The organism is Caenispirillum bisanense, assembly GCF_039523075.1.
GTDB classification, from domain to species: domain Bacteria; phylum Pseudomonadota; class Alphaproteobacteria; order Rhodospirillales; family Rhodospirillaceae; genus Caenispirillum; species Caenispirillum bisanense.
Map to the genome: position 1 here is coordinate 58940 of NZ_BAAAEP010000009.1, position 26568 is coordinate 85507.

General features: G+C 69.4%; 27 protein-coding genes. 12 read left to right on the plus strand and 15 right to left on the minus strand.

From position 1 onward, the window contains the following. Positions 1-36: 36 nt before the first annotated feature. Positions 37-210: a hypothetical protein gene (locus ABD056_RS06390; RefSeq protein ID WP_343865509.1), complete on the plus strand. Its 174-nt coding sequence runs from the start codon at positions 37-39 to the stop codon at positions 208-210. 314 nt (positions 211-524) lie between these two features. Then, on the plus strand, positions 525-2909 hold the full coding sequence (locus tag ABD056_RS06395) for a methyl-accepting chemotaxis protein (protein ID WP_343865511.1): 2385 nt from the start codon (positions 525-527) through the stop codon (positions 2907-2909). Positions 2910-3036: 127 nt separating this feature from the next. On the opposite strand, the gene ABD056_RS06400 is transcribed toward ABD056_RS06395, so the two are convergent. From ABD056_RS06400 to ABD056_RS06425, 6 genes are all read right to left on the minus strand, one after another. Then, entirely contained in the window at positions 3037-3819 is a 783-nt protein-coding gene (locus tag ABD056_RS06400) for a succinate dehydrogenase iron-sulfur subunit (protein WP_343865513.1), read from the minus strand. A 41-nt stretch (positions 3820-3860) separates the two neighbouring features. Further along, the gene (gene sdhA, locus ABD056_RS06405; protein WP_343865515.1) at positions 3861-5651 is read right to left on the minus strand and encodes a succinate dehydrogenase flavoprotein subunit; all 1791 of its coding nucleotides are present in this window, start codon (positions 5649-5651) and stop codon (positions 3861-3863) included. Between the two features lie 5 nt (positions 5652-5656). After that, a complete protein-coding gene (gene sdhD / locus ABD056_RS06410; protein WP_343865517.1) occupies positions 5657-6034 on the minus strand; it encodes a succinate dehydrogenase, hydrophobic membrane anchor protein in 378 nt (125 codons plus the stop codon). A 14-nt stretch (positions 6035-6048) separates the two neighbouring features. After that, on the minus strand, positions 6049-6429 hold the full coding sequence (sdhC, locus tag ABD056_RS06415; protein WP_343865519.1) for a succinate dehydrogenase, cytochrome b556 subunit: 381 nt from the start codon (positions 6427-6429) through the stop codon (positions 6049-6051). A gap of 352 nt (positions 6430-6781) precedes the next feature. Then, positions 6782-7843 (minus strand): MaoC family dehydratase, encoded by a 1062-nt coding sequence (locus tag ABD056_RS06420; RefSeq protein WP_343865521.1) that lies wholly within the window; start codon positions 7841-7843, stop codon positions 6782-6784. Positions 7844-8010: 167 nt separating this feature from the next. Continuing rightward, on the minus strand, positions 8011-8892 hold the full coding sequence (locus tag ABD056_RS06425) for an HpcH/HpaI aldolase/citrate lyase family protein (protein ID WP_343865523.1): 882 nt from the start codon (positions 8890-8892) through the stop codon (positions 8011-8013). Between the two features lie 251 nt (positions 8893-9143). Here ABD056_RS06425 and pdxY point away from each other — a divergent pair, with 251 nt between their 5' ends. From pdxY to ABD056_RS06445, 4 genes are all read left to right on the plus strand, one after another. Continuing rightward, the gene (gene pdxY / locus ABD056_RS06430) at positions 9144-10019 is read left to right on the plus strand and encodes a pyridoxal kinase PdxY (protein WP_343865525.1); all 876 of its coding nucleotides are present in this window, start codon (positions 9144-9146) and stop codon (positions 10017-10019) included. Between the two features lie 81 nt (positions 10020-10100). Next, complete coding sequence (locus ABD056_RS06435; protein ID WP_343865527.1) at positions 10101-11516, plus strand: diguanylate cyclase; 1416 nt, start codon at positions 10101-10103, stop codon at positions 11514-11516. A gap of 41 nt (positions 11517-11557) precedes the next feature. After that, positions 11558-12187 carry a response regulator gene (locus ABD056_RS06440; protein WP_343865529.1) on the plus strand — a complete coding sequence of 210 codons (630 nt, stop codon included), beginning with the start codon at positions 11558-11560 and terminating at the stop codon, positions 12185-12187. An 87-nt stretch (positions 12188-12274) separates the two neighbouring features. Then, positions 12275-12895, plus strand: coding sequence for a LysE family translocator (locus ABD056_RS06445; RefSeq protein ID WP_343865531.1), 621 nt, complete (start codon positions 12275-12277; stop codon positions 12893-12895). 42 nt (positions 12896-12937) lie between these two features. Here ABD056_RS06445 and ABD056_RS06450 read toward each other — a convergent pair whose 3' ends face one another. From ABD056_RS06450 to ABD056_RS06460, 3 genes are read right to left on the minus strand one after another with little or no spacing between them, the layout of a single operon-like run. Beyond that, the gene (locus tag ABD056_RS06450) at positions 12938-13342 is read right to left on the minus strand and encodes a VOC family protein (protein WP_343865533.1); all 405 of its coding nucleotides are present in this window, start codon (positions 13340-13342) and stop codon (positions 12938-12940) included. A 19-nt stretch (positions 13343-13361) separates the two neighbouring features. Next, the gene (locus ABD056_RS06455) at positions 13362-14387 is read right to left on the minus strand and encodes an aspartate-semialdehyde dehydrogenase (RefSeq protein ID WP_343865535.1); all 1026 of its coding nucleotides are present in this window, start codon (positions 14385-14387) and stop codon (positions 13362-13364) included. A gap of 40 nt (positions 14388-14427) precedes the next feature. After that, positions 14428-15102, minus strand: a complete 675-nt coding sequence (locus ABD056_RS06460) for a cell wall hydrolase (protein ID WP_343865537.1) — start codon at positions 15100-15102, stop codon at positions 14428-14430. Positions 15103-15365: 263 nt separating this feature from the next. Between ABD056_RS06460 and ABD056_RS06465 the strand changes: the two genes are divergently transcribed. From ABD056_RS06465 to ABD056_RS06475, 3 genes are read left to right on the plus strand one after another with little or no spacing between them, the layout of a single operon-like run. Beyond that, the gene (locus ABD056_RS06465) at positions 15366-15749 is read left to right on the plus strand and encodes a CidA/LrgA family protein (RefSeq protein ID WP_343865539.1); all 384 of its coding nucleotides are present in this window, start codon (positions 15366-15368) and stop codon (positions 15747-15749) included. After that, positions 15746-16471: an LrgB family protein gene (locus tag ABD056_RS06470; RefSeq protein ID WP_343865541.1), complete on the plus strand. Its 726-nt coding sequence runs from the start codon at positions 15746-15748 to the stop codon at positions 16469-16471. The genes ABD056_RS06465 and ABD056_RS06470 overlap by 4 nt, the downstream gene beginning before the upstream one ends. Continuing rightward, positions 16468-16767 (plus strand): DUF2293 domain-containing protein, encoded by a 300-nt coding sequence (locus ABD056_RS06475; RefSeq protein ID WP_343865543.1) that lies wholly within the window; start codon positions 16468-16470, stop codon positions 16765-16767. The genes ABD056_RS06470 and ABD056_RS06475 overlap by 4 nt, the downstream gene beginning before the upstream one ends. A 24-nt stretch (positions 16768-16791) precedes the next feature. Here the strand turns inward: ABD056_RS06475 and ABD056_RS06480 are convergent, their stop codons facing one another. From ABD056_RS06480 to ABD056_RS06495, 4 genes are all read right to left on the minus strand, one after another. Beyond that, a complete protein-coding gene (locus tag ABD056_RS06480) occupies positions 16792-18744 on the minus strand; it encodes an acetoacetate--CoA ligase (RefSeq protein ID WP_343865545.1) in 1953 nt (650 codons plus the stop codon). A gap of 101 nt (positions 18745-18845) precedes the next feature. Continuing rightward, positions 18846-19271 carry a hypothetical protein gene (locus tag ABD056_RS06485; protein WP_343865547.1) on the minus strand — a complete coding sequence of 142 codons (426 nt, stop codon included), beginning with the start codon at positions 19269-19271 and terminating at the stop codon, positions 18846-18848. Between the two features lie 87 nt (positions 19272-19358). Beyond that, positions 19359-19841 carry a peroxiredoxin gene (locus ABD056_RS06490; RefSeq protein WP_343865549.1) on the minus strand — a complete coding sequence of 161 codons (483 nt, stop codon included), beginning with the start codon at positions 19839-19841 and terminating at the stop codon, positions 19359-19361. Positions 19842-19915: 74 nt separating this feature from the next. Further along, positions 19916-22012, minus strand: a complete 2097-nt coding sequence (locus tag ABD056_RS06495; protein WP_343865551.1) for a protein-disulfide reductase DsbD family protein — start codon at positions 22010-22012, stop codon at positions 19916-19918. Between the two features lie 201 nt (positions 22013-22213). On the opposite strand from ABD056_RS06495, the gene ABD056_RS06500 reads away from it, so the two are divergent. From ABD056_RS06500 to ABD056_RS06510, 3 genes are all read left to right on the plus strand, one after another. After that, positions 22214-22783: a YqgE/AlgH family protein gene (locus ABD056_RS06500; RefSeq protein WP_343865553.1), complete on the plus strand. Its 570-nt coding sequence runs from the start codon at positions 22214-22216 to the stop codon at positions 22781-22783. 79 nt (positions 22784-22862) lie between these two features. Further along, positions 22863-23162, plus strand: coding sequence for an ArsR/SmtB family transcription factor (locus ABD056_RS06505; protein WP_343865570.1), 300 nt, complete (start codon positions 22863-22865; stop codon positions 23160-23162). 72 nt (positions 23163-23234) lie between these two features. Beyond that, positions 23235-24260: a permease gene (locus tag ABD056_RS06510; protein ID WP_343865555.1), complete on the plus strand. Its 1026-nt coding sequence runs from the start codon at positions 23235-23237 to the stop codon at positions 24258-24260. 33 nt (positions 24261-24293) lie between these two features. Here ABD056_RS06510 and ABD056_RS06515 read toward each other — a convergent pair whose 3' ends face one another. After that, entirely contained in the window at positions 24294-25421 is a 1128-nt protein-coding gene (locus tag ABD056_RS06515; protein WP_343865557.1) for an AbrB family transcriptional regulator, read from the minus strand. Beyond that, the gene (locus ABD056_RS06520; RefSeq protein ID WP_343865559.1) at positions 25418-26209 is read right to left on the minus strand and encodes an NAD kinase; all 792 of its coding nucleotides are present in this window, start codon (positions 26207-26209) and stop codon (positions 25418-25420) included. Before ABD056_RS06520 ends, ABD056_RS06515 begins: the two co-directional genes overlap by 4 nt. Between the last annotated feature and the right edge of the window lie 359 nt (positions 26210-26568).

Sequence of the window (26568 nt, forward strand, 5' to 3'; positions counted from 1 at the left end):
CGGGTGGCGGCTCCACCCCTGACCAAGGAGCCTGCAATGACCGGCAAGGAATCCCGCGAACGCCCGGAAACCGAGGAAGACGACATCGACGAAACCATCGACGAGAGCTTCCCCGCCTCCGACCCTCCCTCCTGGACCCCGGCCGAACCGCGCAAGCCGAGCGACGAGAAGGACGACGACGACAAGACGCCCCCGGCCCCCAAGCCCTGACCGCCCCTGCGGGGAGCGAGGGCTCCGAGACAGATGGCCCTGAGTCGGAAGCAATCGCCCGGAGAATGAAGCCGACGATGAAAACCGCAGGTCTTCGTCGGCGGCACCGGGCAGTCTATGCCGTACCGCATAAGCACAAGGTAAGACGGGCCCATCTTTCCAACCCGTAAGTCGCGGTAAACCCTGAGAATAAAGACAAGCCCCGACGCGCCGCGGCGGCGAGACCTGATCGGTAACAACTGGAATTTCATGATCTCGGCCGCGCGGCTGCCGTAAACTCCCCCTGTAGATCATAAAGCTCTTGGGGGGATTCCATGACAGCATCATCCGGGGGCAGCCGCCTGCGGCTGCAGGCCAAGGTATCCCTGGCGGTTCTGACCGTCCTGCTGATCCTGTTCGGCATCAATGTCTTCATCGTCACCGACCGCACCGCCACCACCACCGGCAATCTCAGCCGGGACGCGGGTGCCGCCGAGGCCGGATTCTATGCCGAGCAGGTCAAAGGGGAGTTCTCGCGTGCCCTGGAACAGGCGCGCGGAATCCGGGAAGGGTTCACCGCTCTCCAGGCCACCGGGCAGCCGGATCGTGCCGCCTACATCGAAATCCTCCATCACTGGCTGTTGAAGGCGCCGGACCTAGTGGGCGTCTGGGCCGGGTTCGAGCCGCAGGCCCTCGACGGCCGCGACAGCGCCTATGTGAACACCCCCGGTAGCGACGACACCGGCCGCTTTCTGGTCTACTGGAACCGCATCAGCGGCCCTCCCATGCTGGACAGCCTTTCCGCCTATGGCGGTCAGCCCAGCGCCCAGAACGCCTGGTACACCGTGCCGCGGGACAGCCGGCGCGACTACGTGACCAGCCCGATCGTCTATCCCGAACTGGCCGGCAAGAAGAACGTCATGCTGGTCAGCGTCGGCGTGCCGGTGATCGCCGACGGCAAGGGGATCGGCGTCATCGGCGCCGACTTCTCCCTCGACCGGCTGGCGGCGATAACGGCCTCTGCCCACCCAATGGGCGCCGGGCAGGTGGTGATCATTTCGCACGAGGGCATGATCTCCGGCGCCCCCGATGCCTCCTGGATCGGCAAAAAGGCGGGCGAGGTCTTCCGTGACTTCCCCGCCGATGCCTTCACCCGCGCCGGAAGCGGACCGTTCAATACCGACGGTGCCTCCCCCGCCGGCGGCGCGCCCGAGGCCCGGTTCTTCCATCCGGTCACCTTCGGCGACTTCGCCAGCCCCTGGCTGGTGATGGTTACCGTGCCGCAGGCCCACATGGCGGCCGCCTCCACCGGCGTGCGGGACTCTATCCTGCTGACCTCCGCCATCATCATGGCGCTGATCGGGGCGGCCGTCTGGCTGACGCTCGGCTACACGGTGGTGCGTCCGATCAAGCGGCTGACCAGCGCCGTCGAGCAGATCTCGACCGGCGAAAGCGATGTCGACATCCCCGAACGCCAGCGGCGGGATGAACTGGGGCAGATCGCCACCGCCCTCGGCAATCTGGCGACGACGGTGGATGAAGCCTTCCGCCTGCGCCAGATGGTGGAGGTGCAGCCGGCCAAGGTGATGATGTGCGAGCGGGACACCCTGCGCATCACATACATCAACCGGGCGGCCAAGGACCTGCTGGCCAAGATGGGGCGCCACCTCGGCCGCACGCCCGACGAGGTGCTCGGCTGTAGCGTGCTCGATTTCCACAAGAACCCGGCCGTTGTCCGCAACCTGCTGTCGGACCCGTCGCGCCTGCCCTACACCGGGCGTTTCCGCATGGGCGACATCACCATCGAAAACCATGTGACGCCCATCTTCGACAAGAACGGCGAGTACATCGGCCCCATGCTGAACTGGGAGGACGTGACCAAGTACATGCAGATGGTCGACGCCTTCGAAAGCAGCGTCCGCCGGGTGACCAGCGAGGTGACCTCGCTGTCGGAAGACATGGCCGCCGCCTCCGACTCCATGGTGTCCATCGCCACCAAGGCCGCCGCCGAGGGCCAGCGGGCGGGCGTCGCGTCCTCCGATGCCTCGGGCAACGTCCAGACCGTCGCCGCCGCCGCCGAGGAACTGGAGGCCAGCATCCGGGAAATCGCCCGTCAGGTGTCGGAAAGCTCCCGCACCGCCACCGAAGCGGTGGACCGCGCCGAAGCCACCCGCGGCACCGTCCGCAGCCTCGCCGACTCGGCCACCCGCATCTCGGCGGTGGTCAACCTGATCACCGACATCGCCAACCAGACCAACCTGCTGGCCCTGAACGCCACCATCGAAGCCGCCCGTGCCGGCGACGCTGGCAAGGGGTTCGCGGTGGTCGCCAACGAGGTCAAGAGCCTCGCCAACCAGACGGCGCGGGCGACGGAAGACATCAAGAACCAGATCGACGAGATCCAGGGCGCGACCCAGGGTGCCGTCGACGCCATCGAGGACATCCGCACCACCATCGCCACCCTGAGCGAGATCACCGGGTCGATCGCCGCGGCGGTGGAGCAGCAGACGGCGGCGACGGCGGAAATCACGCGCAACGTTCAGGCGGCCGCCGACCGCACCCAGGAAGTCACCAGCGTCATGGGCAGCCTGAGTTCCGTCACCGGCCAGACCGGCGACCATGCCCAGTCGGTGTCGGCCAGCGCCCGCACCCTGCGCAGCACGGCGGAAGGTTTGAGCCGCGAAGTCGACAGCTTCCTGACCAACCTGCAGCAGACCTGACGGATGCGCGCCCCGGCCCGGCCCTCTTCCCGGGGCCGGGCCGTGCAAGGGGGCAAAAAGGAAAACCGCCGCAGGGCCTCCCCTGCGGCGGTTTCCTCGTTCAGTCCCTGCGGACCGACCCGTCGGCTTACAGCACGCGCTCGGCGAGCTTGTGCTTGATGTCCTGAATGGCCTTGGCCGGGTTCAGGCCCTTCGGGCAGGTGTTGGTGCAGTTCATGATGGTGTGGCAGCGGTACAGGCGGAACGGATCTTCCAGCTGGTCCAGACGCTCGCCGGTCGCTTCGTCGCGGCTGTCGTTGATCCAGCGGGCCGCCTGCAGCAGGATCGCCGGGCCCAGGTAACGGTCGCCGTTCCACCAGTAGCTGGGGCAGCTGGTCGAGCAGCAGAAGCACAGGATGCATTCCCACAGACCGTCGAGCTTGGCGCGCTCTTCCGGCGACTGCTTGCGCTCCTTGTTGGCCGCCACCGCCGTTTCCGCCTTCATCCACGGTTCGATGGAGCGGTACTGGGCATAGATGGTGGTCAGGTCGGGCACCAGATCCTTCACCACCGGCATGTGCGGCAGCGGGTAGATCTTGACGTCGCCCTGCACCTCGTCGATCGGCTTCAGACACGCCAGCGTGTTGGTGCCGTCGATGTTCATGGAGCACGAGCCGCAGATGCCTTCACGGCACGACCGGCGCAGGGTGAGGGTCGAGTCGACCTCGTTCTTGATCTTCAGCAGGGCGTCCAGGACCATGGGGCCGCAGGCGTCCAGATCGATCTCGAAGGTGTCGAGACGCGGATTCTCGCCCAGGTCCGGATCGTAGCGGTAGATCTTGAAGGTCTTGACCCGCTTGGCACCGGCCGGCGCCTTGAAGGTCTTGCCTTCCTTGACCCGGCTGTTCGGCGGCAGGTTGAATTCAACCATCTTTCTATCCTCGCAACAGGCGTCGCTTCACGGGAGCCGGCTCAGTACACGCGCTTCTTCGGCGCGATGTACTCGATCTCGTCCGTCAGCGTGTAGGTGTGCACCGGACGGTAGTCGAGGGTGACCTTGTAGTCGTGGTCGACGACGGCGAGGGTGTGCTTCATCCAGGTCTCGTCGTCGCGCTCGGGGTAGTCCTCGTGCGCGTGGGCGCCACGGCTCTCCTGGCGCGCTTCGGCACCGTAGATGGTGGCAAGGGCGCAGGTCATCAAGTTCTCGAGTTCCAGCGCCTCGGTCAGGTCGGTGTTGAAGACCAGCGAGCGGTCGGTGATCTTCAGCTGCGGCAGGGTGCCGGCGATCTGGCTGACCTTCTCGCAGCCTTCCTTCAGCGACTGGCTGGTGCGGAAGACGGCCGCGTCGTTCTGCATGGTGCGCTGCAGGGCCGAGCGGATTTCCTGGGTGGTCTGCGAGCCGTTGGCGTTGCGCACGCGGTCCAGGCGCGACAGCGCCAGGTCGTCGCAGCTCTTGGCCACCGGCTTGTGCTTGGTGCCGGGCTTCACCAGCTCGGCGGCGCGGTGGGCGGCGGCGCGGCCGAACACCACGAGGTCGAGCAGCGAGTTGGTGCCCAGGCGGTTGGCGCCGTGGACCGACACGCAGGCCGCTTCGCCGACGGCCATCAGGCCGCCGCAGACGGCGTCCGGATTGTCCTTGGTCGGGCGCAGCACTTCGCCCATGTAGTTGGTCGGAATGCCGCCCATGTTGTAGTGGACGGTCGGCAGCACCGGGATCGGCTCCTTGGTGGCATCGACGCCGGCGAAGATCTTCGCCGTTTCGGTGATGCCGGGCAGACGGGCGTGCAGCACGTCGGCGCCCAGGTGCTCCAGGTGCAGGTGGATGTGGTCGCTTTCCTTGCCGACGCCGCGGCCTTCGCGGATTTCCATGGTCATGGCACGCGAGACGACGTCACGCGAGGCCAGGTCCTTGGCGGTCGGGGCGTAGCGCTCCATGAAGCGTTCGCCGGCGGAGTTGGTGAGGTAGCCGCCTTCGCCGCGGGCGCCTTCGGTGATCAGGCAGCCCGAGCCGTAGATGCCGGTCGGGTGGAACTGCACGAACTCGTGGTCCTGCAGCGGCAGGCCGGCGCGGGCGGCCATGCCGTTACCGTCGCCCGTGCAGGTGTGGGCCGAGGTGCAGGAGAAGTAGGCACGGCCGTAACCGCCGGTCGCCAGCACCGTCTGGTGGGCGCGGAAGCGGTGCAGCTCGCCGGTCGCCATGTCGAGCGCGATGACGCCGCGGCAGGTGCCGTCCACCGGGTCCATCAGCAGGTCGAGGGCGAAGAACTCGACGAAGAACTCGGCGTTGTGCTTCAGCGACTGCTGGTAGAGCGTGTGCAGGATGGCGTGGCCGGTGCGGTCGGCGGCGGCGCAGGCGCGCTGCACCGGCGCTTCGCCGAAGTTGCGCATGTGGCCGCCGAACGGACGCTGGTAGATCTTGCCGTCCTGGGTGCGGCTGAAGGGCACGCCGAAGTGCTCCAGCTCGTAGACCGCCGGCACGGCTTCACGGCACATGTATTCGATGGCGTCCTGGTCGCCGAGCCAGTCGGAGCCCTTGACGGTGTCGTACATGTGCCACTGCCAGCTGTCCTCGGCCATGTTGCCGAGGCTGGCGCCGATGCCGCCCTGGGCGGCGACGGTGTGGGAGCGGGTGGGGAACACCTTGGTGACGCAGGCCGTCTTCAGGCCGGCGGCGACCATGCCGAAGGTGGCGCGCAGACCGGCGCCGCCGGCGCCGACCACCACCACGTCGTATTCATGGTCGATGAGATCGTAAGCAGCCATTTACCTCAGCCTCCAACGGCAACTTTCAGGACCGACAGCACGCCGAACGCGCCGAGCGCGAAGCAGGCCAGCTTGACGGCGATGAGCGCGGCGGCGCGGCAGTGACCGTGGACGTAGTCCTCGATCACCACCTGCAGGCCGAGCGCCGCATGCCAGAAGGCCGCGACGATGGTCAGGATCATCAGGGTGGCGTTGCCGGGCTGGCCGAGCCACGCCGTGAAGGTGGCATGGTCGGCGCCGACGTTGGAGACGATGGCGGCAACGAACCAGAAGCCGAGCAGCACGAGGCCGATGGCCGTCATGCGCTGGGCCAGCCAGTGGCCGACACCATCCTTGGCGGAACCCAGGCCGCGCACGCGGCCGAGCGGAGAACGCAGGCTCATGTGATCTTTCCCCCTCAGGCCAGACCGATGATCCAGGCGAGCACGGTCAGCACGCCGGTGGCCGCGAGAACGGCATAGGACGAGCGACGCGCCTCTTCCTTGGTCAGGCCGACGCCGATGTCCCAGGTGAGGTGACGGATGCCGCTGACCAGGTGGAAGAAGAAGGCCACCGAGAAACCGAACAGCAGCAGGTAGCCGAACCACGAGGTGATGAAGCCCATGGCGGCGTCGTAGCTTTCGCGCCCGTAGGCGGCGGAACCGACCCAGTAGATCAGCAGCAGCATGCCGACCGAGAGGCCCACGCCGGTGATACGGTGGGTGATCGACAGCTTGCCCTCGACCGGCAGCTTGTAGACCTGAAGATGCGGCGACAAAGGCCGGGTATCAGATTTCATGGCGTCAGCCTCTTCGAAGGTCGGCGCCCCAGGCCCTTGCCCATGACCGGGACGCACCTTGGTCTGCGGCGCTTGCGCGCCCACTCCACGTTAGTCACGGCGCCGGATGCGGCCATCCGGAGCACCCGGGACGAAGCCCCCTCCCCTCGGGGAGGGCGGTCCGCCCCGATTCCATCGGGACCGCCGGCACCGGCCGGGACCGGCGCAGCCGCCCCGCCCCCTCGAATGGGCGTTCCGGGAGACGCCTGGACTCTTGCGGCAATGCGGCGAAAGGTTTAGCCCCTCGCCCCCCCGGTGTCAACGCCGCCGGGGTGGGGCTGCCGCGCAAGCCACCCCACCCCGGCGGGTGGGATCAGCCGATGCGGCGGGGCATCAGCACCGTATAGTCGAAGTCCAGCACCACCTGGGGGTCGTACTTGCCGTCGGCGTCCTTGTAGGGGAAATCGGCGCACGGCCGGTCCTTCGTCGCCACGGTACGCAGGCGAAGGGCGCCCAGATCATGGCGTTCGTGGATGTCGAACTTGCCGGTGACCTCGGTCCAGGCGTGGATGGTATCGCCGGCGAAGGTCGGGTTGCAGTGGCTGCCGGCGTTGATGGCGACCACCTTGAAGGCGTTCTCCAGCCCGTTGAACGACAGCGCGCGGGCCAGGCTGATGATGTGGCCGCCATAGATGAGGCGGCGGCCGAAGCGGCCCTTCGCCTGCTCGAACTGGTTGAAGTGAACCTTGGCGGTGTTCTGGTAAAGGCGGGTGGCCATCATGTGCTCCGCCTCCTCGATGGTCATGCCGTCGACGTGGTCGATCTTCTCGCCCACGGCGTAATCTTCCCAGCAGAAGGCCGAGCCGGCGCCGGCGAAATCATACGACTCGAGGTTCAGACCGACCGGCAGGCGCAGCGACTCGGGCGCCACCACCGCCGGCAGGTCGGGCACGACGGGTTCCGGCGCCGGCTTGCTCTGGTCCTTCTTGTTGACCATCACCCAGCGCACGTAGTCGACCACCATCTCGTCGCGCTGGTTGACCGCGCGCGACCGCACGTAGACCACGCCGGTCTTGCCGTTGGAGTTTTCCTTCAGGCCGATGACGGTGGAGGTGGTGCGGATGGTGTCGCCGGCATAGACCGGCACGCCGAAGCGGCCGTCGGCATAGCCCAGGTTGGCGACGGCGTTCAGCGACACGTCGGGCACGGTCTTGCCGAAGGCGATGTGGAACACCAGCAGGTCATCCACCGGCGCATCCTCGAACCCCACGTCCATGGCCGCCACCGCCGACGACTGCAGCAGGAAGCGCGGGCCGTAGAGCGCCGTATAGAGCGCGATGTCGCCCTCGGTGACGGTGCGCGGCGTGGCATGCACCAGCTCCTGGCCGATGCGGAAATCCTCGAAGTAGTTGCCTTGGTTGGTCTTGGTGGTCATGGGGGTCATTTCCCGTCGCGACGTGCGTGAATGGGAACCACCAAGACACAAAGACACCAAGAAGCAATCTCCCGTCACGGCCGGCACGACTCCGGGCGGTGACGCTTGCGGCGGCTTCTTGGTGCCTTGGTGCCTTGGTGGTTGATCAATGTGGAGCGGCGGGGGCGTTACCCCGCCATGTCCGCCTTCAGCGTCTCGATCTGGTCGGCCAGCGCCACCAGGCGCCTGGCGTTGACGACGTGCAGGTTCTCCACCAGCTTGCCGTCGACCACCACCACGCCCTTGCCCTCGGCCGTGGCGGCGGCGTGGGCGTCGATGATCTTGCGCGACCACGCCACCTCGGCCTCCGACGGGGCGAAGGCGGTGTTGGCGGCGTCGATGGTCTTCGGGTGGATCAGCGTCTTGCCGTCGAAGCCGAACTCGCGGCCCTGGGCGCAGGCGGCGGCGAAGCCCTCGTCATCGGTCAGGTTCAGGTACACGCCGTCGAGGATGGCAAGGCCGTAGGCCCGCGCCGCCAGCATGCACAGGCCGAGCGAGGTGACGAACGGCAGCCGCATGGCGGTGTGTTCGGCATGCAGGTCCTTGGCGAGGTCGGACGTGCCCATGACGAAGCCGCCCATGCGCGGGCTGGCCGCCGCGATCTCCTCGGCGTGCAGGATGCCGAGCGGCGTTTCCATCATGCACCAGATGGCCATGTCGGGGCGGGCGCCGGCGTTGACCATGATGGCCTCGGCCATGCGCACGGCGTCGGCGCTTTCCACCTTGGGCAGCAGGATGCCATGGGCGTCGGAGGCGGCGGCGGCGGCGATGTCGTCGTGGCCCCAGGCGGTGTTGAGGCCGTTGACGCGGATCAGCACCTCGCGCTGGCCGTAGGAGCCGGCGGCGGCCACCACGTTGGCGCGGGCCTCCACCTTGGCATCGGGCGCCACCGCGTCTTCCAGGTCGAGGATCAGGCCGTCGGCGGCCAGGGTGCGCGCCTTTTCCAGCGCGCGGGTGTTGGAGCCCGGCATGTAGAGCACGCTGCGGCGCGGGCGGGACACGGTAGCCATGGGATGTGGTCTCCCTTTCTCGGACGATTCGGCGGTTTGTGATGCTGCGCCGCAACCTAGCCGACACGCCCGGCGGCGACAAGCGGTCTTTGAAACATTCGAACAGAAATGACGGCGCATAAGGTCATAATCGGAACGGTCGCCCAACCGTCCGCAACGGCCGTAGGGGAAATGGCCGTTGCGGGCGAAGGCGCCGGGGCTATGATCGGCCCCTCATCCCCGCCCTTTCGAGCCCCGGGAAGGAGCCACTCGTGGCGATTCTCTCCATCCAGTCGCATGTCGCCTACGGCCACGTCGGCAACTCGGCGGCGGTGTTTCCGCTGCAGCGCCTCGGCAACGAGGTGTGGCCGGTTCACACCGTCCATTTCTCCAACCATACCGGCTATGACACGGTGCGCGGCACGGTGCTGGGGGCCGATCTGGTGCGCGAGACGGTGACCGGCATCGGCGAGCGCGGCGTGCTGCCGCGCTGCGATGCCGTGCTGTCCGGCTACCTGGGCGACGCCGCCATCGGCCATGCGGTGGTGGAAGCGGCCGCCGCCGCCCGCGCCGCCAACTCCCGCGCGCTTTATTGCTGCGACCCGGTGATGGGCGACCACGACGCCACCGGCGGCCCCGGCGGTCTGTACGTGAAGCCGGACATCCCAGACCTGATGCGGGCGGCGGTGGTGCCCCATGCCGACATCACCACCCCCAACCAGTTCGAGCTGGAGCTGCTGACCGGCCAGCCCTGCGCCGCCCTGCCGCAGATCATCGCCGCCGCCGACTCGCTGCGCCGGCGCGGCCCGGGGGTGGTGCTGGTGACCTCCGTCCGGCGCGACGACGGCGACCCCGACCGCATCGAGGTGCTGGCCCGCACCGCCAAGGGCGCCTGGCTCATCGGCACCCCGCGCATCCGCCTCAGCCACCCGCCCACCGGGTCGGGTGATGCCTTCGCCGCCCTGTTCCTCGGCCACTACCTCAAGTGCCGCAGCGTGCCGGCGGCGCTGGAACTGGCGGTGAACGCCCTGTTCACGGTGTTCGAGGCCACCGACCGGGCCGGCGCCCGCGAACTGTGCCTGATCGACGCCCAGGACGCCCTGGCCGAGCCGGGCCGCCGCTACCGCTGCCACGCGCTGGCGCAATAGCTGGCATTTTCTTTAAAACCCTTACAAGAAGACGATCTTTCGGCTAGGGTTCCTCCGAAGAGGTAGAAGCCAGAGCCGGTGATGACAGCAGCCAGTTCCCGCATCGATGCCGTCACGGCGCGTACCGTCGAAAGCCTGTGGTCCATCTGGCGGGCGGCCGATCCGGTCATGCGCGGCCGGGTGGCTTCCATCGCCGGGCGCGACGCCGATGCGCTGGCGGCGGTGTTCTACGACACCCTGATGGCCGATCCGGCCGCCGCGCCCTTCCTCAGCCACGATCTGGTCAGCACCCGCCTGCGCGGGTCCATGGCGCGCTGGCTGCGGACCGTGTTCTCGCTGGCCGGCGAGAACGACGTGCGGGCGCTGGTGGCGCAGAACTACCATGTCGGCAGCGTCCATGCCCGCATCAACATCCCGCTGACCCTGATCCCCGCCGGCATGCGGGTGATCAAGCGCGACCTGACCCGCCGGCTGATGGCGGAAGGCACCCTGCCGGCGGCCATGGCGGCCGATGCGGTGCTGTTCCTGGGCGATCTGCTCGACACCCTTACCGACACCATGCACGAGGCCTACATCGGCGATCTGGTCGGCAACGTGCGGCACCAGCAGTCGCTGAAGATGTTCATGTCCGGCCAGAGCCTGGCCGTCGAGAGCGAGCGGCTGAAGGCATCGTTGTTCGACTGGCTGCGCACGGTGGTGGTCGGCCTCTACGAGCGCGGCGACGCCCCGCCGGCGGTGCCGTCGCTGGAGGCCAGCGACTTCGGCCTGTGGCTCAACCACAAGGCCGACCTCACCTTCGGCGCGGCGCCGGAGCTGGATGCCCTGCGCGCCCGGGTCGGCGAGGTGACGCGGCGGGTCCACGACGCCCTGGCCGCCGGCGGCGAGGCCGTGGGGGCCGCCTTCGTGCGCCAGCTTGACCGCGACGTGACGGAAATCGCCTACCTGCTCGGCTCCATCACCGCCCGCGCCATGGAGATGGAAGGCGGCCGCGACAGCCTGACGCGGCTGCTCACCCGCCGCTTCATGCCGGCCATCTTCCAGCGCGAGGTGGCCATGAGCCTGCGCCACGGCAAGCCCTTCGGCGTGCTGCTGGTGGATGCCGACCACTTCAAGCAGATCAACGACCGCCACGGCCACGACACCGGCGACCGCGTGCTGACGCTGCTGTCGGAACAGCTGATGGGTCAGGTGCGGGCCGGCGACTTCGTGTTCCGCTACGGCGGCGAGGAATTCCTGGTGCTGCTGGCCGAGATGGACGCCGGCGCCCTGGCAGCCAAGGCGGAGCAGATCCGCGCCGCCGTGGCCGCCCATCCGGTGGCGCTGGCCGATGGCGGGGTGCTGCCGATCACCGTGTCGGTGGGGGCCGCCCTGCACGACGGCCACCCCGATTACGAACGCATCATCAAGGCCGCCGACGGGGCGCTCTATGCCGCCAAGCACGGCGGCCGCAACCGGGTCGAGATGGCCTGGCGGCAGGACGCCGGCGGCGGCGCCTGACCGGGCGGCGCGGCGGCGAGGGGGAAGGAGACGACGGCAAGATGGCGGGGCTCGACCTGTCCGGGGTGAGCGTGCTGGTGGCGGAGGACAACACCTTCTCCCGGCAGCTCATGCGCACCACCTTGCGGGCGCTGACGGTGGCCGACGTGCGGGAGGCCAAGGACGGCGCCGAGGCGCTGGAAGTCACCCACCAGCGGCCGCCCGACCTGGTGTTCATCGACTGGGATCTGCCGCACCTGGACGGCATCGAGTTCACCCGCCTGATCCGCACCGCCGCCGACAGTCCCAACCCCTTCCTGCCGGTCATCATGATCTCGGCCCACGCCACCCGCTTCCACGTGCTGGCGGCGCGCGATGCCGGCGTCAACGAGTACCTGGTGAAGCCCTATTCCGCCGCCGGCCTGTTCAGCCGCATGCGGGCGGTGATCGAACGGCCGCGCCGCTACGTGCGCACCAAGACCTATTTCGGGCCCGACCGCCGCCGCAAGGAAGACCCCGCCTACCGCGGCCCCGACCGCCGCAGCAGCGGGCCGCATCCCTTCGCCGGCCTGGAGCCGCGGGAGACCGAAATGTCGCAGGAGATGATCGACCGCTACTACTTCACCGGCGACATCGACGGCGGCGCCGGCGGCCACGACAGCGCGACCCTGGACCGGCGGGGGTCGAAATAGTCGCGCCGGGCCACAGATAGGGGTAAGGTCGCGCCCACGCGCGCACCCTCACCCCTCCTATCCACGGAAGGCACGGCGACGGAAGGCATGGACTATCTGTTTCTGCGCGGCGTCGCCGTCGGCTTCGCCATTGCCGCGCCGGTCGGGCCGGTGGGCCTGCTGTGCATCCGCCGGGCGCTGGCCGACGGCCGCTTCGCCGCCTGGATCGCCGGCCTGGGCGCCGCCGTCGCCGACACCTTCTACGGCGCCGTCGCCGGGCTCGGCCTGACGCTGATTTCCGACTTCCTGATGGAGCACCGCGTCGCCCTGTCGCTGGTGGGCGGCGCCTTCCTCATCCTGCTCGGCATCCACACCGCCCGCCTGCGGCCGACCCTGTGGCAGACGCCGAAGGCGAAGCTCGGCCTGATGCGCGACTTCACCTCGTCGTTCGTGCTCACCCTCACCAACCCGGCGACCATCCTGGCCTTCATGGCGGTGTTCGCCGCCATGGGGGCGGTGCAGGTGACCGACGACACCATGGATGCGACGCTGCTGATCAGCGGCGTCTTCGTCGGCTCCGCCCTGTGGTGGGGGGTGCTGAGCACGCTCGCCGGCGCTGTCCGCCACCGCTTTTCCGAAGTCTGGCTGCTGTGGCTCAACCGCGGCTCGGGCGTGGTGCTGGTGCTGTTCGGGATCGGCGTGCTGGTGAGCGTGCTGGTGCTGGACTGAGGGGCGGCAGCGCGCCGCCCCGCCCCTCGTCATGCCTCCGCCCTACCCCTGGCCTTCGGCCGCTGCCCGCCGCGGCGGCTGGTGCGGCACGTATTCCGCCAGCAGGCCGTCGGGATGCTTCACGAACAGGGTGCGGGTGCCGGCTTCGGTGGTCTTTTCCTCCATCACCTCGCCGCCGATGTAGGTGAAGGCCTTCTTCACGGCGTCGAGATCGTCCACCTCCAGCGTCAGGGCGATGGCCTCGAAGGGCCGGCGGGCGGCCGGCTCGCCGGCCACCACCAGCACCGACAGGGCCGGCGAGCGGACCCCGGCCATGCGCACCTTCTGTTCCTTGTACCCATACCGCAGGGTGACCTCGCCGCCGGTCAGGCCGCGGTAGAAGTCGACTACGTCATCAAGGGCGCGGGCGTCGCAGAACACCCGCACCCAGGACTGCAGCACATGCATGATGCCTTCCCTCCCCCCGTCAGCCCTGGCCGTGCAGCCGGGCGGCCAGCAGTTCGCCCACCTGGGCGGCGTTGATGGCCTGGCGGCGCAGATTGTCGCCGGCCATCCAGAAGCTGGCGGCATTGTCGGCGGAGGTATCGGCGCGCACGCGGCTGATGAACAGACCGTCCTCGCCGTGGGTCTCGGCCGGGGTGACGTAGCCGTGTTCCTCGCGGTAGTCGACCACCGAGATGGCCTCCGCCTTGCGCCATTCGGCGCGCAGCTGGTCCTCGTTGAAGCCCTCCTCGCACTCGACGTTGACGAAGGCGCCATGGCCGACGAACACCGGCACCACCGCCGCATTGACGTGGCAGGCAAGGTCGGCGCCGAACATCTTGAAGATCTCCTGCGTCACCACCTGTTCCTCGCTGGTGGCGCCGCCCTTCTCGAAGCCGCCAGCGGCCGGCAGCACGTTGAAGGCGATCTGCTTGCTGAACTCCGCCTGGTTCGACGTGATCGGCTCGTTCACGAAGATGCCGCGGGTCTGGTTGAACAGCTCGTCCATGGCGCCGCGACCGTAGGCCGACACCGACTGGAAGGTGGTGACGACGCAGCGCAGGACGCTGAAGGCATCGTGGATGGGGCCAAGCGCCTGGGCCAGCATCAGGGTCATGGTGCGCGGGGTGGCGACGATGCGGCCGTCGCCCAGCTTGTCCAGCGCCTTCGGGTTGACGTCGGCGGCCACCAGCGGCACCGCCGGGTCGAGGCGGAAGGCGCCCGACAGGTCCACCGCCGCCGCCCCGGCGGCAATGGCGCGCTCCACCGGCTTGCGGGCCTCGCGCTCCGGCAGGGCGCAGTAGACGATGTCGGTGCCGGCGAAATCGAAGCGCTCCAGGTCGTCGACGTCGAGCACGTCATCCTCGCCGAACGACAGCTGGCTGCCGACGGTACGGCCGCCGCCCAGGGCGGTCACGTCGCCGGCGCGGACGCCGCGCTCCGCCAGAACGTGAAGGAGTTCGCGCCCGACATTGCCGGAGGCGCCGAGTACCGCGATGCGTAGAGCCATGTGTTCACTGCTTTCGGTCGGAGAAGCGTCTGCGTTGAACTCAACGCTGCGCAATCTGTTCCGCCCCGCTCGTCATTTCAACCCATTCCGCGAAGGTCAGCGGCGGCGCCGACGGGCGGCCGGAGGGCAGCAGCGGCCCGAACGAGGCCATTTCCACCCCCTCCGTCGCCGGCACCTCGCCATCGTCGAAGGTCGGCTTGTCGCTGTAGAAGTGATGACGGCCGATGCGCGCGGTTTCCTGCAGGCGGTCGGCCCAGTCGGGGCGAACATAGTCGGCATGGTACCACAGGGCGCCGCCCGTGGGGTCGTCAATGCCGCTGGTCATGCGCAGCATCGCCACCGCCAGCAGCAGCGACTGGCGCCAGCTCTGCTGGTCATCCGGCTGGTTGGGCAGGCCGTTGCAGGTCCAGGAGAACTGGCACAGGTGCTGTTCCGACGACAGGTTCTGGGTGATGACCTTGCACAGGTCACGCGGGAAACGCTTGTCGCGGGCGCGGTTCAGCACCACGTGGGCCACCGCCACGCGACCGCGCAGCGACTCGCCGCGGGCCTCGAAGTAGTCGTTGAGGGCGAGGCAGATCAGCTCGTCGCGCGAGCCCGCCAGGCCTTCCGACGGCAGGGAAATGTCTTCCGGCACCTCGACCGAAAACGCGTTCCCGGTTGCCGGGGCGATGAGCAGCATCATCGCCACCAGCACGGTCAACAGTCGTTTCATCGTAGCATTCACCTCGCAGCCTGCTGGTCCGCCCGCCGTCCCCGCCGCGCGTTCACCCGCGCGGACCGTCAGCCCGACTGGCCGACGGAACGGACCACCGTCACATGCGTCCTCTCTGGTATATGGGTGCGATTGTGCATCGCAAAAACGTTTGCTGCAACGCAGCAGGTTAAAAATGCTGTCCGCGATCAACAAAAATCATAGGATTCAGTGCCTTCTCGCGCATTCTGGCCACACCTCAAACCGTAACGAGGGTGCTCCGCATGGCACTGCCGGTCATAACGCTTCTTCTCGGATGCCAGTTGCTCGGAGAAGTACTAGTCCGCCTGACGGAGGTTCCAGTGCCGGGCCCCGTGGTCGGAATGGCATTGCTTTTCCTTGCTCTTGTTCTCAGAGGATTACTTTACAAGGCGGAGACGCCCGAGGCCGTGCGTGACACCGCCGCCGGCCTGTTGCGGCACCTGTCGCTGCTGTTCGTGCCCGCCGGAGTCGGGGTGATGGTCCACCTGCCGCGGCTGGCGGAGGAGTGGCTGCCGCTGACCGTGGCGCTGGTGGTTTCGACGCTCCTCACCATCGTCGTCACCGGCGCGATCATGCAGGCGGCCCTGCGCCGTCGCTCCCACCATACGGACGGGGACGGGGCATGACCGACGTCGGCGCCGACCTCTACGGCATCTGGGTCTATCTGGCGGCGGAGCCGCTGACCGGCCTGTTCATCACCCTGGTCGCCTACCAGATCGGCCTGGCGCTGTTCGAGCGCCTGGGCCGCACGCCGCTGCTCAACCCGGTGCTGACGGCGGTGCTGCTGATCGTCGGCCTGCTGACCGTCACCGGGGTGGAGTACCGCACCTATTTCGAGGGGGCGCAGTTCGTCCACTTCCTGCTCGGCCCGGCGACGGTGGCGCTGGCGGTGCCGCTTTATAACCAACTGGCCCAGGTGCGGCGGTCGCTGTCGGCGCTGGCGGCGGCGCTGGTGGCGGGCTCGCTCACCGCCGCCGGCAGCGCCGTGGCGCTCGGCTGGGTGCTGGGGGCGAGCGGCGAGACGGTAGTGTCGCTGGCGCCCAAGTCGGTCACCACCCCCATCGCCATGGGCATCGCGGAGCGACTCGGCGGCCTGCCGTCACTGACGGCGGTGCTGGTGATCCTGTCGGGGATCGTGGGCGCGGTGCTGGGGCCGGCGCTGCTGCGGCTGGTGCGGGTGCACGACGACCGGGCGCTGGGCCTCGCCCTCGGCGTTGCCAGTCACGGCATCGGCACCGCCCGCGCCATCCAGACCAGCGAGGTGGCGGGCGCCTTCGCCGGCCTCGCCATGGGGCTGAACGGGCTGCTGACCGCCGCCCTGCTGCCGCTGCTGTGGGCGATCCTGTGAGCGGCCGGCGCGAGGCCATCGGGCGCGCCCTCGACGCCCTGGCGCCCCGCCTGCCCCGCCACGAGCGGACGGCGGTGCTCGACCATGCCCTCGACAGCCCCGGCCTGCGCAAGGCGGCGCCGCAGACGGCGGCGTGGCTGTCGCTGGTCGCCTATGCCCGCCACGTCTTCACCGAATACGACGCCCTGCTGGCCGACGGCTACGACGCCGACTCGGCCCGCTTCTTCGTGCTGGCGGAGCTGAACGCGGTGCTGGCCGACTGGGGCGTGCGGCGCGAGGTGGGCGGCGAGGACTGATCCGCGCCGCCCAGTTCGTCGAACTCAGACCTGCAGGTCGGCGACGTCGGCGAACAGGTCCAGCGCTTCCGGGTTGGCGAGCGCTTCCTTGTTCTTCACCGCCCGGCCGTGGACCACGTCGCGCACCGCCAGTTCGACGATCTTGCCCGACTTGGTGCGCGGAATGTCGTCCACCTTGATGATCTTGGCCGGCACGTGGCGCGGCGTGGCGCCCTCGCGGATGGCCTTGCGGATGGCGGCCTGAAGCTCGTCGGTCAGGTCCACGCCGTCGCGCAGGCGGACGAACAGCACCACGCGGACGTCGTTGTCCCAGTCCTGGCCGATGACCAGCGCCTCGATCACCTCCGGCAGCTTTTCCACCTGGCGATAGATCTCCGCCGTGCCGATGCGCACGCCGCCGGGGTTGAGGGTGGCGTCGGAGCGGCCGTAGACGATGATGCCGCCGGTTTCGGTCAGTTCCACCCAGTCGCCGTGGGTCCAGGTGTTGGGGTACTTGTCGAAATAGGCGGCGTGGAACTTGGCGCCGTCGGGGTCGTTCCAGAAGCCCACCGGCACCGACGGGAAGGCCTTGGTGCAGACCAGCTCGCCCTTCTGGCCCTGCACCGGCGTGCCGTCGTCGTCGAACACCTCCACCGCCATGCCGAGGCCGCGGCACTGGATCTCGCCGCGGTAGACCGGGCTGATGGGGTTGCCGAGCATGAAGCACGACAGGATGTCGGTGCCGCCGGAGATGGAGGCCAGCTGCACGTCCTCCTTGATGCCCTGGTAGACGAAATCGAAGCTTTCCGGCGCCAGCGGCGAACCGGTGGAGGTCAGGGTCCGCACCGTCGTCAGGCGGTGGCTGCGGATGGGCTCCAGCCCCGCCTTCTTCACCGCGTCGATCCACTTGGCGGAGGTGCCGAACAGGGTCATGCCTTCCGCATCGGCATAATCGAACAGCACGTTGCCCGACGGATAGAACGGCGAGCCGTCGTAAAGCAGCAGCGTGGTTTGCGCCGCCAGCGCGGCGACCAGCCAGTTCCACATCATCCAGCCGCAGGTGGTGAAGTAGAACACGCGGTCGCCCGGCTTCTCGTCACAATGCAGCACGTGTTCCTTCAGCTGCTGCAGGATGGTGCCGCCGTGGCCGTGGACGATGCACTTGGGCGCCCCGGTGGTGCCCGAGGAGAACATGATGAACAGCGGGTGGTCGAAGGGCAGCGGCTCGAACCGCACCGGCTGCTCGGCGTGGCCGGCGACGAACTGCGGCCACGTCACCGCCCCGCGCACCGCCGCCACGTCGGGCTCGGCGCGGGTGTAGGGAACCACCACCACCGTCTGCACGGTCGGCATGCGGTCGACGATGGCGGTCAGCTTCTCCAGGCAGTCGTGGGACTTGCCGTTGTAGAAATAGCCGTCGCAGGCGACCAGCACCTTGGGCTCGATCTGGCCGAAACGGTCGAGCACCCCCTGCACGCCGAAATCGGGCGATGCCGACGACCAGATGGCGCCCAGCGCCGTGGCGGCCAGCATGGCGATGATGGTTTCCGGCATGTTGGGCATGTAGCCGGCCACCCGGTCGCCCTTGCCGACGCCCATCGCCACCAGCGCCTGCTGGAAGCGCGACACCTCCGCCCGCAGCTCGGCGAAGGTCAGGCGGCGCTGCACCTTGTCCTCGCCACGGAAGACGATCACCTCGGTCTCGGCCGGGCGGTCCTTCAGCAGGTTGGCGGCGTAGTTGATGCGGCCATTGGGAAACCATTTGGCGCCGGGCAGCGTGCGGATGTCGTCCACCACCACGTCGCCGGGCTCGCCGACCACGCCGCAGAAGTCCCACACCAGCCGCCAGAAGGCTTCCGGCTCCTCCACCGACCAGGCGCGGATCGACTCGTAGTCGCTGAACCGGCGCCCGGCCACCGGCGCGGCGGCCTGCATGAAGCGGGTGAGGTTGGCGCGGGCGATGCGCTCGGGCGACGGTTCCCACAGCTTGACGGACACGGACGGCTCTCCCTTGATCTTGTTGTGCGTGCGCAGACGGGTTTCGGATGATGCCCGATCTTCGCGCCCGCCGCCAAGCGGGGAGAACCGCCGGCGCCGCCCTACTCCGTCAGCGGTGCCAGGCAGTGGCGGCGGCGGGCGGCATCGTCGCGGTGGCGCTCGGCGCAGCCGGCCTGCAGCGCCTGCTCGAAGGCATAGTCGCCGCCCTTGCAGGACCGGCGCTTGTCGGGCTGGGTGGCGAACAGCATGTCGCAGCCGCTCAGCAGTGCCGTGTGCTGCACGCGGGTGAGGCCGCCGGTGAGCTGGCCGTCGTCGCTGCCGCTGCCGGTGAACAGCCGCGGGGCGGAGGCGATGTCGGGGGTGGTGCGCGATTGCGACGACACGCCGAAGCCGGCGCCGGGGTTGAAGTTCTCCCCCGGCGTGGGGCGGCCGCGCGGATCATGCAGGGTGCATGCCGACAGCAGCACAGCGGCCGCCGCCGTTGCCGCCAGGATGCCCGCGCCCGTTCGTGTCCTTGCTCGTGTCATGGCCGCTCTCCGCCCGTCTCCGCCCGTGGGAAGACCCGGCTTAGCGCGCCGGCGCGGGCGGCGCAAGGGGCCGCCCGCGCCGCCGGCTCACAGATGGCTGAGGACGTTGTCGGCGCTGGAGACGTTGTACTGCCCCGGTTCCTCCACGAAGACCTGCTCGACCACGCCGTCGCGGGCGACGAGGGCGAAGCGCTGGCCGCGGATGCCCATGCCGTGCTTGCTGGCGTCCATGTCGAGGCCGAGTGCCTTGGTGAAGTCGCCGTTGCCGTCGGCCAGCATGGTGATCTTGCCCAGGCATTCGTTCATGCGGCCCCAGGCGGTCATGACGAAGGCGTCGTTGACGGCCAGGCACACCACTTCGTCCACCCCCTTGGCCTTCAGGGCGTCGTACTTCTCGACGAAGCCCGGCAGGTGCTTGGCGGAACAGGTGGGGGTGAAGGCGCCGGGAACGCTGAACAGCACCACCGTTCGGCCGCCGAACAGGGCGCCGGTGTCGATGTCCTTGGGGCCTTCGTCGCTGGCCGCCTTGAGGGTCATGGCGGGGATGCGGTCGCCGGCGGAAACGGGCATGGACGGTCCTCCATCAGGATTGCAGCGAATCAAACGCTGCCCTCACATGGGAGGTGGCGGTGCCGCTGTCCAGGTCAGCCGCCGGCCCGCACCAGGGCGTCGAGCACCGCCCGCTCGGTCAGCAGTTCGGGCAGCGGGATGCCCTCGGGCGCCGCCGGGCCGTAGACGACGTTGAAGGGAATGCCATAGCGGCCGAAGGACTGCAGATAGCGGCTGATGCGCTCGTCCGGGTTGGTCCAGTCGGCCTGCATGGGCACCACGCCCGGCTGCTTGAGGGCGCCGGCGACGGCGCCGCGGTCGACCACGGCGGCCTTGTTCACCTTGCAGGTGACGCACCAGTCGGCGGTGACGTCCACGAACACCACCTTGCCGTCGCCCACCAGGGTGGCGATGGCGGCCTCGTCGAAGGCGGCCCAGGCGGTGACCGCATCGGCGGCCGGCGCATCGGGCCGGCCAGCCGCCGGCCACCACGGCGCGGTGAAGGCGGCCACCGCCAGCCCGGCGACCACGCCCGCCGCCAGCCGTCCGCGCACCGCGCCGATCCGCCGCCGCGCTGCCAGCACCGCCACGGCAGCCAGCATGAGCGCCGCAACCCCCACCGCCGCCCGCGTCCCCACCTGCGCCGACAGCACCCACAGCAGCCACACCGCCGTCAGGGCCAGGGCGCCGCCCAGCACCGTCTTCACCGTCAGCATCCAGCGGCCGGGCCTGGGCAGCAGGCGGGCGATGCCGGGGGCGGCGGCGACCAGCAGGTAGGGCAGGCTCATGCCGATGCCAAGGGCGGCGAAGATGGCGGCGATCTCCAGCGGCCCGCGCGCCAGGGCAAAGCCGATGGCGGTACCGAGGAAGGGCGCCGAGCACGGCGTCGCCAGCAGCGTGGCGAACACGCCCGACCCGAAATGCCCGGCCATGCCGTGCGGCCGGTCGTGGGCGACGGCGACATCGCCGACCGCACCGGGCAGGCGGATCTCGAACAGGCCCCACAGGTTGGCGGCGAACAGCGACAGCAGCACGATCATGGCGACAAGGAACAGCGGCTGCTGGAACTGGATGCCCCAGCCGACCGCCGCGCCGGCCGCCTTCAGCGCCACCGCGCCGGCGGCGAGCAGCAGGAAGGTGGCGACGATGCCGGCGGCGGTGGCGAGGAAGGCCAGCCGCACCGTCCGCCGCTCCGCCCCGCCCAGGCGGGCGACGCCCATCACCTTCAGGCTGAGCACCGGCAGCACGCAGGGCATGATGTTGAGGATGAGCCCGCCGAGCAGCGCCAGCCCCAGCATGGCGGCCAGCACCGGCGCACCGCCCACGGCGGGCGGCGCCGCCACCACGGCCGGCGCGGCCGCTGACTGCAGGCCGCGGTCGCCGTCGACGATGGTCAGGCGCAGCGCCTCGCCGGCGGTCAGGGTGCCTTCGCGCACCGCCGCCCGCAGCACGGCGGTGCGGCCGCCATCCTGCAGGGTGACCTGCGGCGGGCCGATGCGCAGCTCGTCCGGCCCTTCGACGAACAGGTCGGGCGCCCGCACCGGCGGATCGGCGGTGACGGTCACCCGCAGTTGCTGGCGCTCGCCGCCGGTTTCCACCACCGCCTCGGTGACGGTCAGGCCGTTGCCGCTGCCGTAGGCTGGCACGCGCGCCTTCCAGCTTTCGATCAAGTGGGCGAACTGGGTCGGGCCGGCGGGGCCGCCGGGCAGCGCCAGGGCGAGGTCGACGCGGCCGGGAATGCAGATCTCGGCGCAGATGAGGTAATCCACCGACGCCTGCGCCCGCAGCGGCCGGCCGGCTTCTTCCAGCCGCACCGTCAGGGGATAGACCACTTCCGACTTGTAGCCCGCCGTCTCGATGCCGAGGACGCTGAAGCGGTGGGGGGCGGGGAAGGCCATCTCGGCGGCGGCCAGGTTTTCCGACCCCGACCAGTCGATTTCCGGTGGGTAGCCGGCATCGCCGGCATCGCGCCAATAGACCTTCCAGTCGTCCTTCAGGCGGAAGTGCAGGCCGAGGGTGAGGGTGTCGCGGTCGCCGGTGGAGCCTTCGGCCGCCACCAGCCGCACGTCGGCCTCGGCGGTTTCCACCCAGCCGGACGAGCCGGGCTCGGCCCACTGCGCCCGCGCCGGCAGGGCGACGGCCAGCAGGGCGGTCAGCACGAGGACGAACAGACGGGCGGCAGTGTGGCGCATGGACGATCCTCCGGCCACCGGGCCGGCAGCTTCTGGGTCAGGTTAGGCATGTGGGCCGAGGGCAGGATATGACTATGGACAGGTCCGCGGGCAAGCCTTTCCGGATTGAGGTGAAGCGGCTCACGCCCAAGTGATACACTGGCGGATGAAGCGGCACCCCTTGCCGTCGGCTCGGCTTCGGCATAAGTGTTCGGGATGACGATGACGCTTTCCACTTCGGGGTACCTGGTCGGCAAATGCCTGGTGGCGATGCCGGCGCTGGCGGACTCCAATTTCCATCGCACGGTGGTGTACGTCTGCGCGCATACCGCCGAGGGCGCCATGGGCCTGGTCGTGAACCGCACCATCGACCAGCTGTCCTTCGACGACATCCTGGAACAGATGGGCATCACCCCGAGCGTGCGCACCGACCAGATCCGCGTCCATTTCGGCGGCCCGGTGGAGGCCGCGCGCGGCTTCGTGCTGCACACCGCCGATTACCGCGACGACGGCACCCTGCCGGTGGACACCAACATCTCGCTGACCGCCACCGCCGAGGTGCTGAAGGACATCGCCGCCGGCCAGGGCCCGCGCCACAGCCTGATGGTGCTCGGCTATGCCGGCTGGGGCTCCGGCCAGCTCGACAGCGAGCTGAAGGACAATGCCTGGCTGATCTGCCAGCCCGACGAAGACCTGCTGTTCGGCGACGACAACGACAGCAAGTGGGGCCTGGCCATGACCCGCATGGGCATCGACACCGGCCGCCTGATCGACACCGCCGGCCACGCCTGATCCCGGTGCGGAGCCGGGCTATTCCAAATATCTTGAGAATACCGTTGAAGCCGCCGCCGCGGAGTGCTATGCCTTGACCATGGACATGGAGAAGACGGCGCGCCGGCTGGAGGCGCTGGGCAACGAGACGCGGCTGGCCATCTATCGCATCCTGGTGCGGGCCGGCGACGACGGGCTGCCGGTGATGGCGCTGCAGGACCGGACGGGGGTTCCCCGCTCCACCCTGTCGCACCACCTGCACAAGCTCATCGCCGTCGACCTGGTGACCCAGGAACGGCAGGCCACCACGCTCATCTGCCGGGCCAACCTGCCGGTGATGAAGGAGACCATGGGCTTCCTGCTGACCGAGTGCTGCGCCGACGCGCCCACCTGCGGCTAGCCGCCCGTCGCGCCCCTTTTTTTGCCGATCTTCTCCGTAATTCTTAGGAATAGCGGAGAAGGAGTTGCGATCATGACAGCCTTTACAGCCGGCCTCGGCCGCGTGATGGGCAGGGTGGACCCGGCCCTGGCGGCGCTGGTGGTCATTCCGGCGGCGCTGGCCCTCGCCCTGCCGGAGCAGGCGGCGGACTCGCTGCGGTTCACGGCAAAAAGCCTGCTCAGCGTGGCGCCGTTCCTGCTGCTGTCGGTGGCGGTGGCCGCCTATGCCAAGGCGAGCGGGGCGGAGCACCTGATTGCCAAGGCCTTCCAGGGCCATGTGGTGCCCATGGTGGTGGCGGCGTCGCTGATGGGGGCGCTGTCGCCGTTCTGCTCCTGCGGCGTCATCCCGCTGATCGCCGCGCTGCTGGCGCTGGGCGTACCGCTGGCGCCGGTGATGGCCTTCTGGCTCGCCTCGCCGATCATGGACCCGTCCATGTTCGTCATGACCGCCGGCACCCTCGGCGTCGACTTCGCCATCGCCAAGACGGTGGCGGCCATCGGCATCGGCCTGCTGGGCGGCTTCGGCACCCTGCTGCTGACCCGCCTGCCCGCCTTCGCCGAGCCGCTGCGGCCGGGCGTCGGCAACGGCGGCTGCGCCGGGGCCAAGATCCGGGCGCCGAAGCCGGTGGTGTGGGCGTTCTGGAGCGATGCCGTGCGCCGCAGCCAGTTCGTCGCCAGCGCCCGCGATACCGCCCTGTTCCTCGGCAAGTGGCTCGCCCTCGCCTTCCTGCTGGAAAGCCTGATGCTGGCCTACGTCCCGGCCGAGGTGGTGGCGCAGGCGGTGGGCGGCAGCGGCGTGGTGCCGGTGCTGTCGGCGGCGCTGGTGGGCGTGCCGGCTTACCTCAACGGCTATGCCGCCCTGCCGCTGGTCGGCGGGCTGCTCGGCCAGGGCATGGCGCCGGGCGCGGCCATGAGCTTCCTGGTGGCCGGCGGCGTCACCAGCATTCCGGCCGCCATCGCCGTCTTCGCCCTGGCCCGGCTGCCGGTGTTCGCCGCCTACATCGCCTTCTCGCTGACCGGCGCCGTCATCGCCGGGCTGGCCTGGAACCTGCTGGCCTGACAGCGGACAGCGGACGCAGCGGCGCGCCGGACCTCAGGCCCGGCCGCCGCTGCCCTCGCCGCCGCCCCCGGCGCCGCTACCGCCACCGGGAGCCTCCGGCGTGCCGGGCGGCGCCAGGGCATTGCGCAGCAGGCTGAACACCAGCGGCGCCATCATCACCACCAGCATGATGCGGACCAGATGGTGGGTGGAGACGAAGGCGACGTCGCGGCCAAGGGAAATGGCAATCAGCGACATCTCCGCCACGCCGCCGGGGCTGAAGGCGAGGATGAGGGACGAGAACGGGATGCCGGTCATCGCCTGCACCGCCACCGAGAAGACCGCCGCCACCACCAGGATGATGGAGGTGGAGCCCAGGGCGGCAAAGAAGGTATCCCGCATGGACTTCAGCGGCACGCCGACGAAACGGCTGCCGATGCTGGCGCCAATGACCACCTGCGCCACCGCCACCACCACCGGCGGCGGGTGGGCGGCGGTCAGTTCCGCCAGATGCACCACGGCGCTGCCCAGCATGGGGCCGGTGAGGAAGAAGGCCGGCAGATGGAACAGCCGCGCCACCCCCGCCCCCAGGATGGCGCTGGCCGCCAGCAGGCCGAGGTCGGTGCCGGTCAGGAAGGCATCGGCCGGCGGCAGCCCGCCCTCCGGCCGCTCGTAGCCGACGAACAGCTGATAGAGGAACGGCAGGGTGAAGACGGTGATGAGGATGCGGATGGAATGCACCAGGCTGATGGCGCGCTCGTCGCCGCCCATGGCGGTGCCGACCATGATCATTTCCGTCAGCCCGCCCGGCGCGGCGGAGAAGTAGCTCGTCACCGGCCCGAACTTCACCACCCGGCGGAAGAACAGGATGACGGCGCTGGTGGCGACGATGACGTAGACGAACAGCCCCGCCATGCTCACCACCCAGTCGCCCAGGTGGTCGACAATGTCGGGCGTGAAGGCGCTGCCGAGCATCACCCCCAGCACCGCCACCATGCCCAGCCGCAGCGGGTTCGGCACCTTCGGCCGCAGGCCCGCCATGGCCGCCGCCAGATTGAAGAAGATCGCGCCAAGCATCCACGGCAGCGGCGTGCCGATCTTGGTAAACAGCCAGCCACCGGCGCCCCCCAGCGCCAGGGCCAATCCCCAGGCCCCCACCGTCAGACGGTCGGGAGCCTTCATGGTGCGAACTGCTCGCTCAGAATCCGTTCCTCCAGATTGTGCTCGGGGTCGAACAGCATGGTCAGCTGCACGTCCCGCGCCTCGTGGACTTCCACCCGCGCCACCTTGCGCACCTCGGTGTAGTCCGCCACCGCCGAGACCGGCCGCTTGTTGCTTTCCTGGATCTCGAACGCCACCCGCGCCGTGTGCGGCAGGATGGCGCCGCGCCACCGCCGCGGGCGGAAGGCGCTGATGGGCGTCAGGGCCATGACGTTCGACCCCATGGGCAGGATCGGGCCATGGGCCGACAGGTTGTAGGCGGTGGAGCCGGCAGCGGTACACACCAGGGCGCCGTCGCAGATCAGTTCCTGCAGGCGCACCTTGCCGTCGATGCTGATGCGCAGCTTGGCCGCCTGGCGCGTCTCGCGCAGCATGGAGACCTCGTTGATGGCCAGCGCCTCGATGGTCTCGCCGCCGCAGGTGACGGCCACCATGCGCAGCGGATGCAGCACCACATGCTGCGCCCGCGCCAGCCGTTTCGGCAGGTCTTCCTCGCCGTAGGTGTTCATGAGGAACCCGACGGTGCCGCGGTTCATGCCGTAGATCGGCCGGCTCATGGCCATGTAGCGGTGCAGCGTCTCCAGCATGAAGCCGTCGCCGCCCAGCGCCACGATGATGTCCGCCCGCTCCGGCGGCGTATGGCCGTAGCGGTGGCGCAGCCGCATCAGCGCTTCCTGCGCCAGGTCCGACTGGGCGGCGACGAAGGCAATGGCAGTCACATCGGGAGGAGTCGCGGGAGTCTGGATCATGGTGCGCCACGGTTGCAGGACCGGCAGTATACCGGCCGGGGATCGGAAAGAGAACGCTCCAGCGGCGACGGGAGGCGGCGCCGTTGGCGATGCCGTCGGGCCGGACGGCGGTGCTCATGGAAACGCCGGCCACGGAGACCGGGCCGGCGCTTCTTCTTTCTTGGACTGCCCTCGGGGGCCTGGTTGAACTCTGTATTCTTGCCTCAGGCGCCGGCGCGGCCTCCTCGGCCGCTTGGCTCCCGCGGCACAGCCGCGCGGCGCGGTCGCGCCGGCCACCTTGCTTGCGCAAGGTGGTTTGGTTTGTTCTTGCCTCAGGCGCCGGCGCGGCCTGACCGGCCGCTTGGCTCCCGCGGCACAGC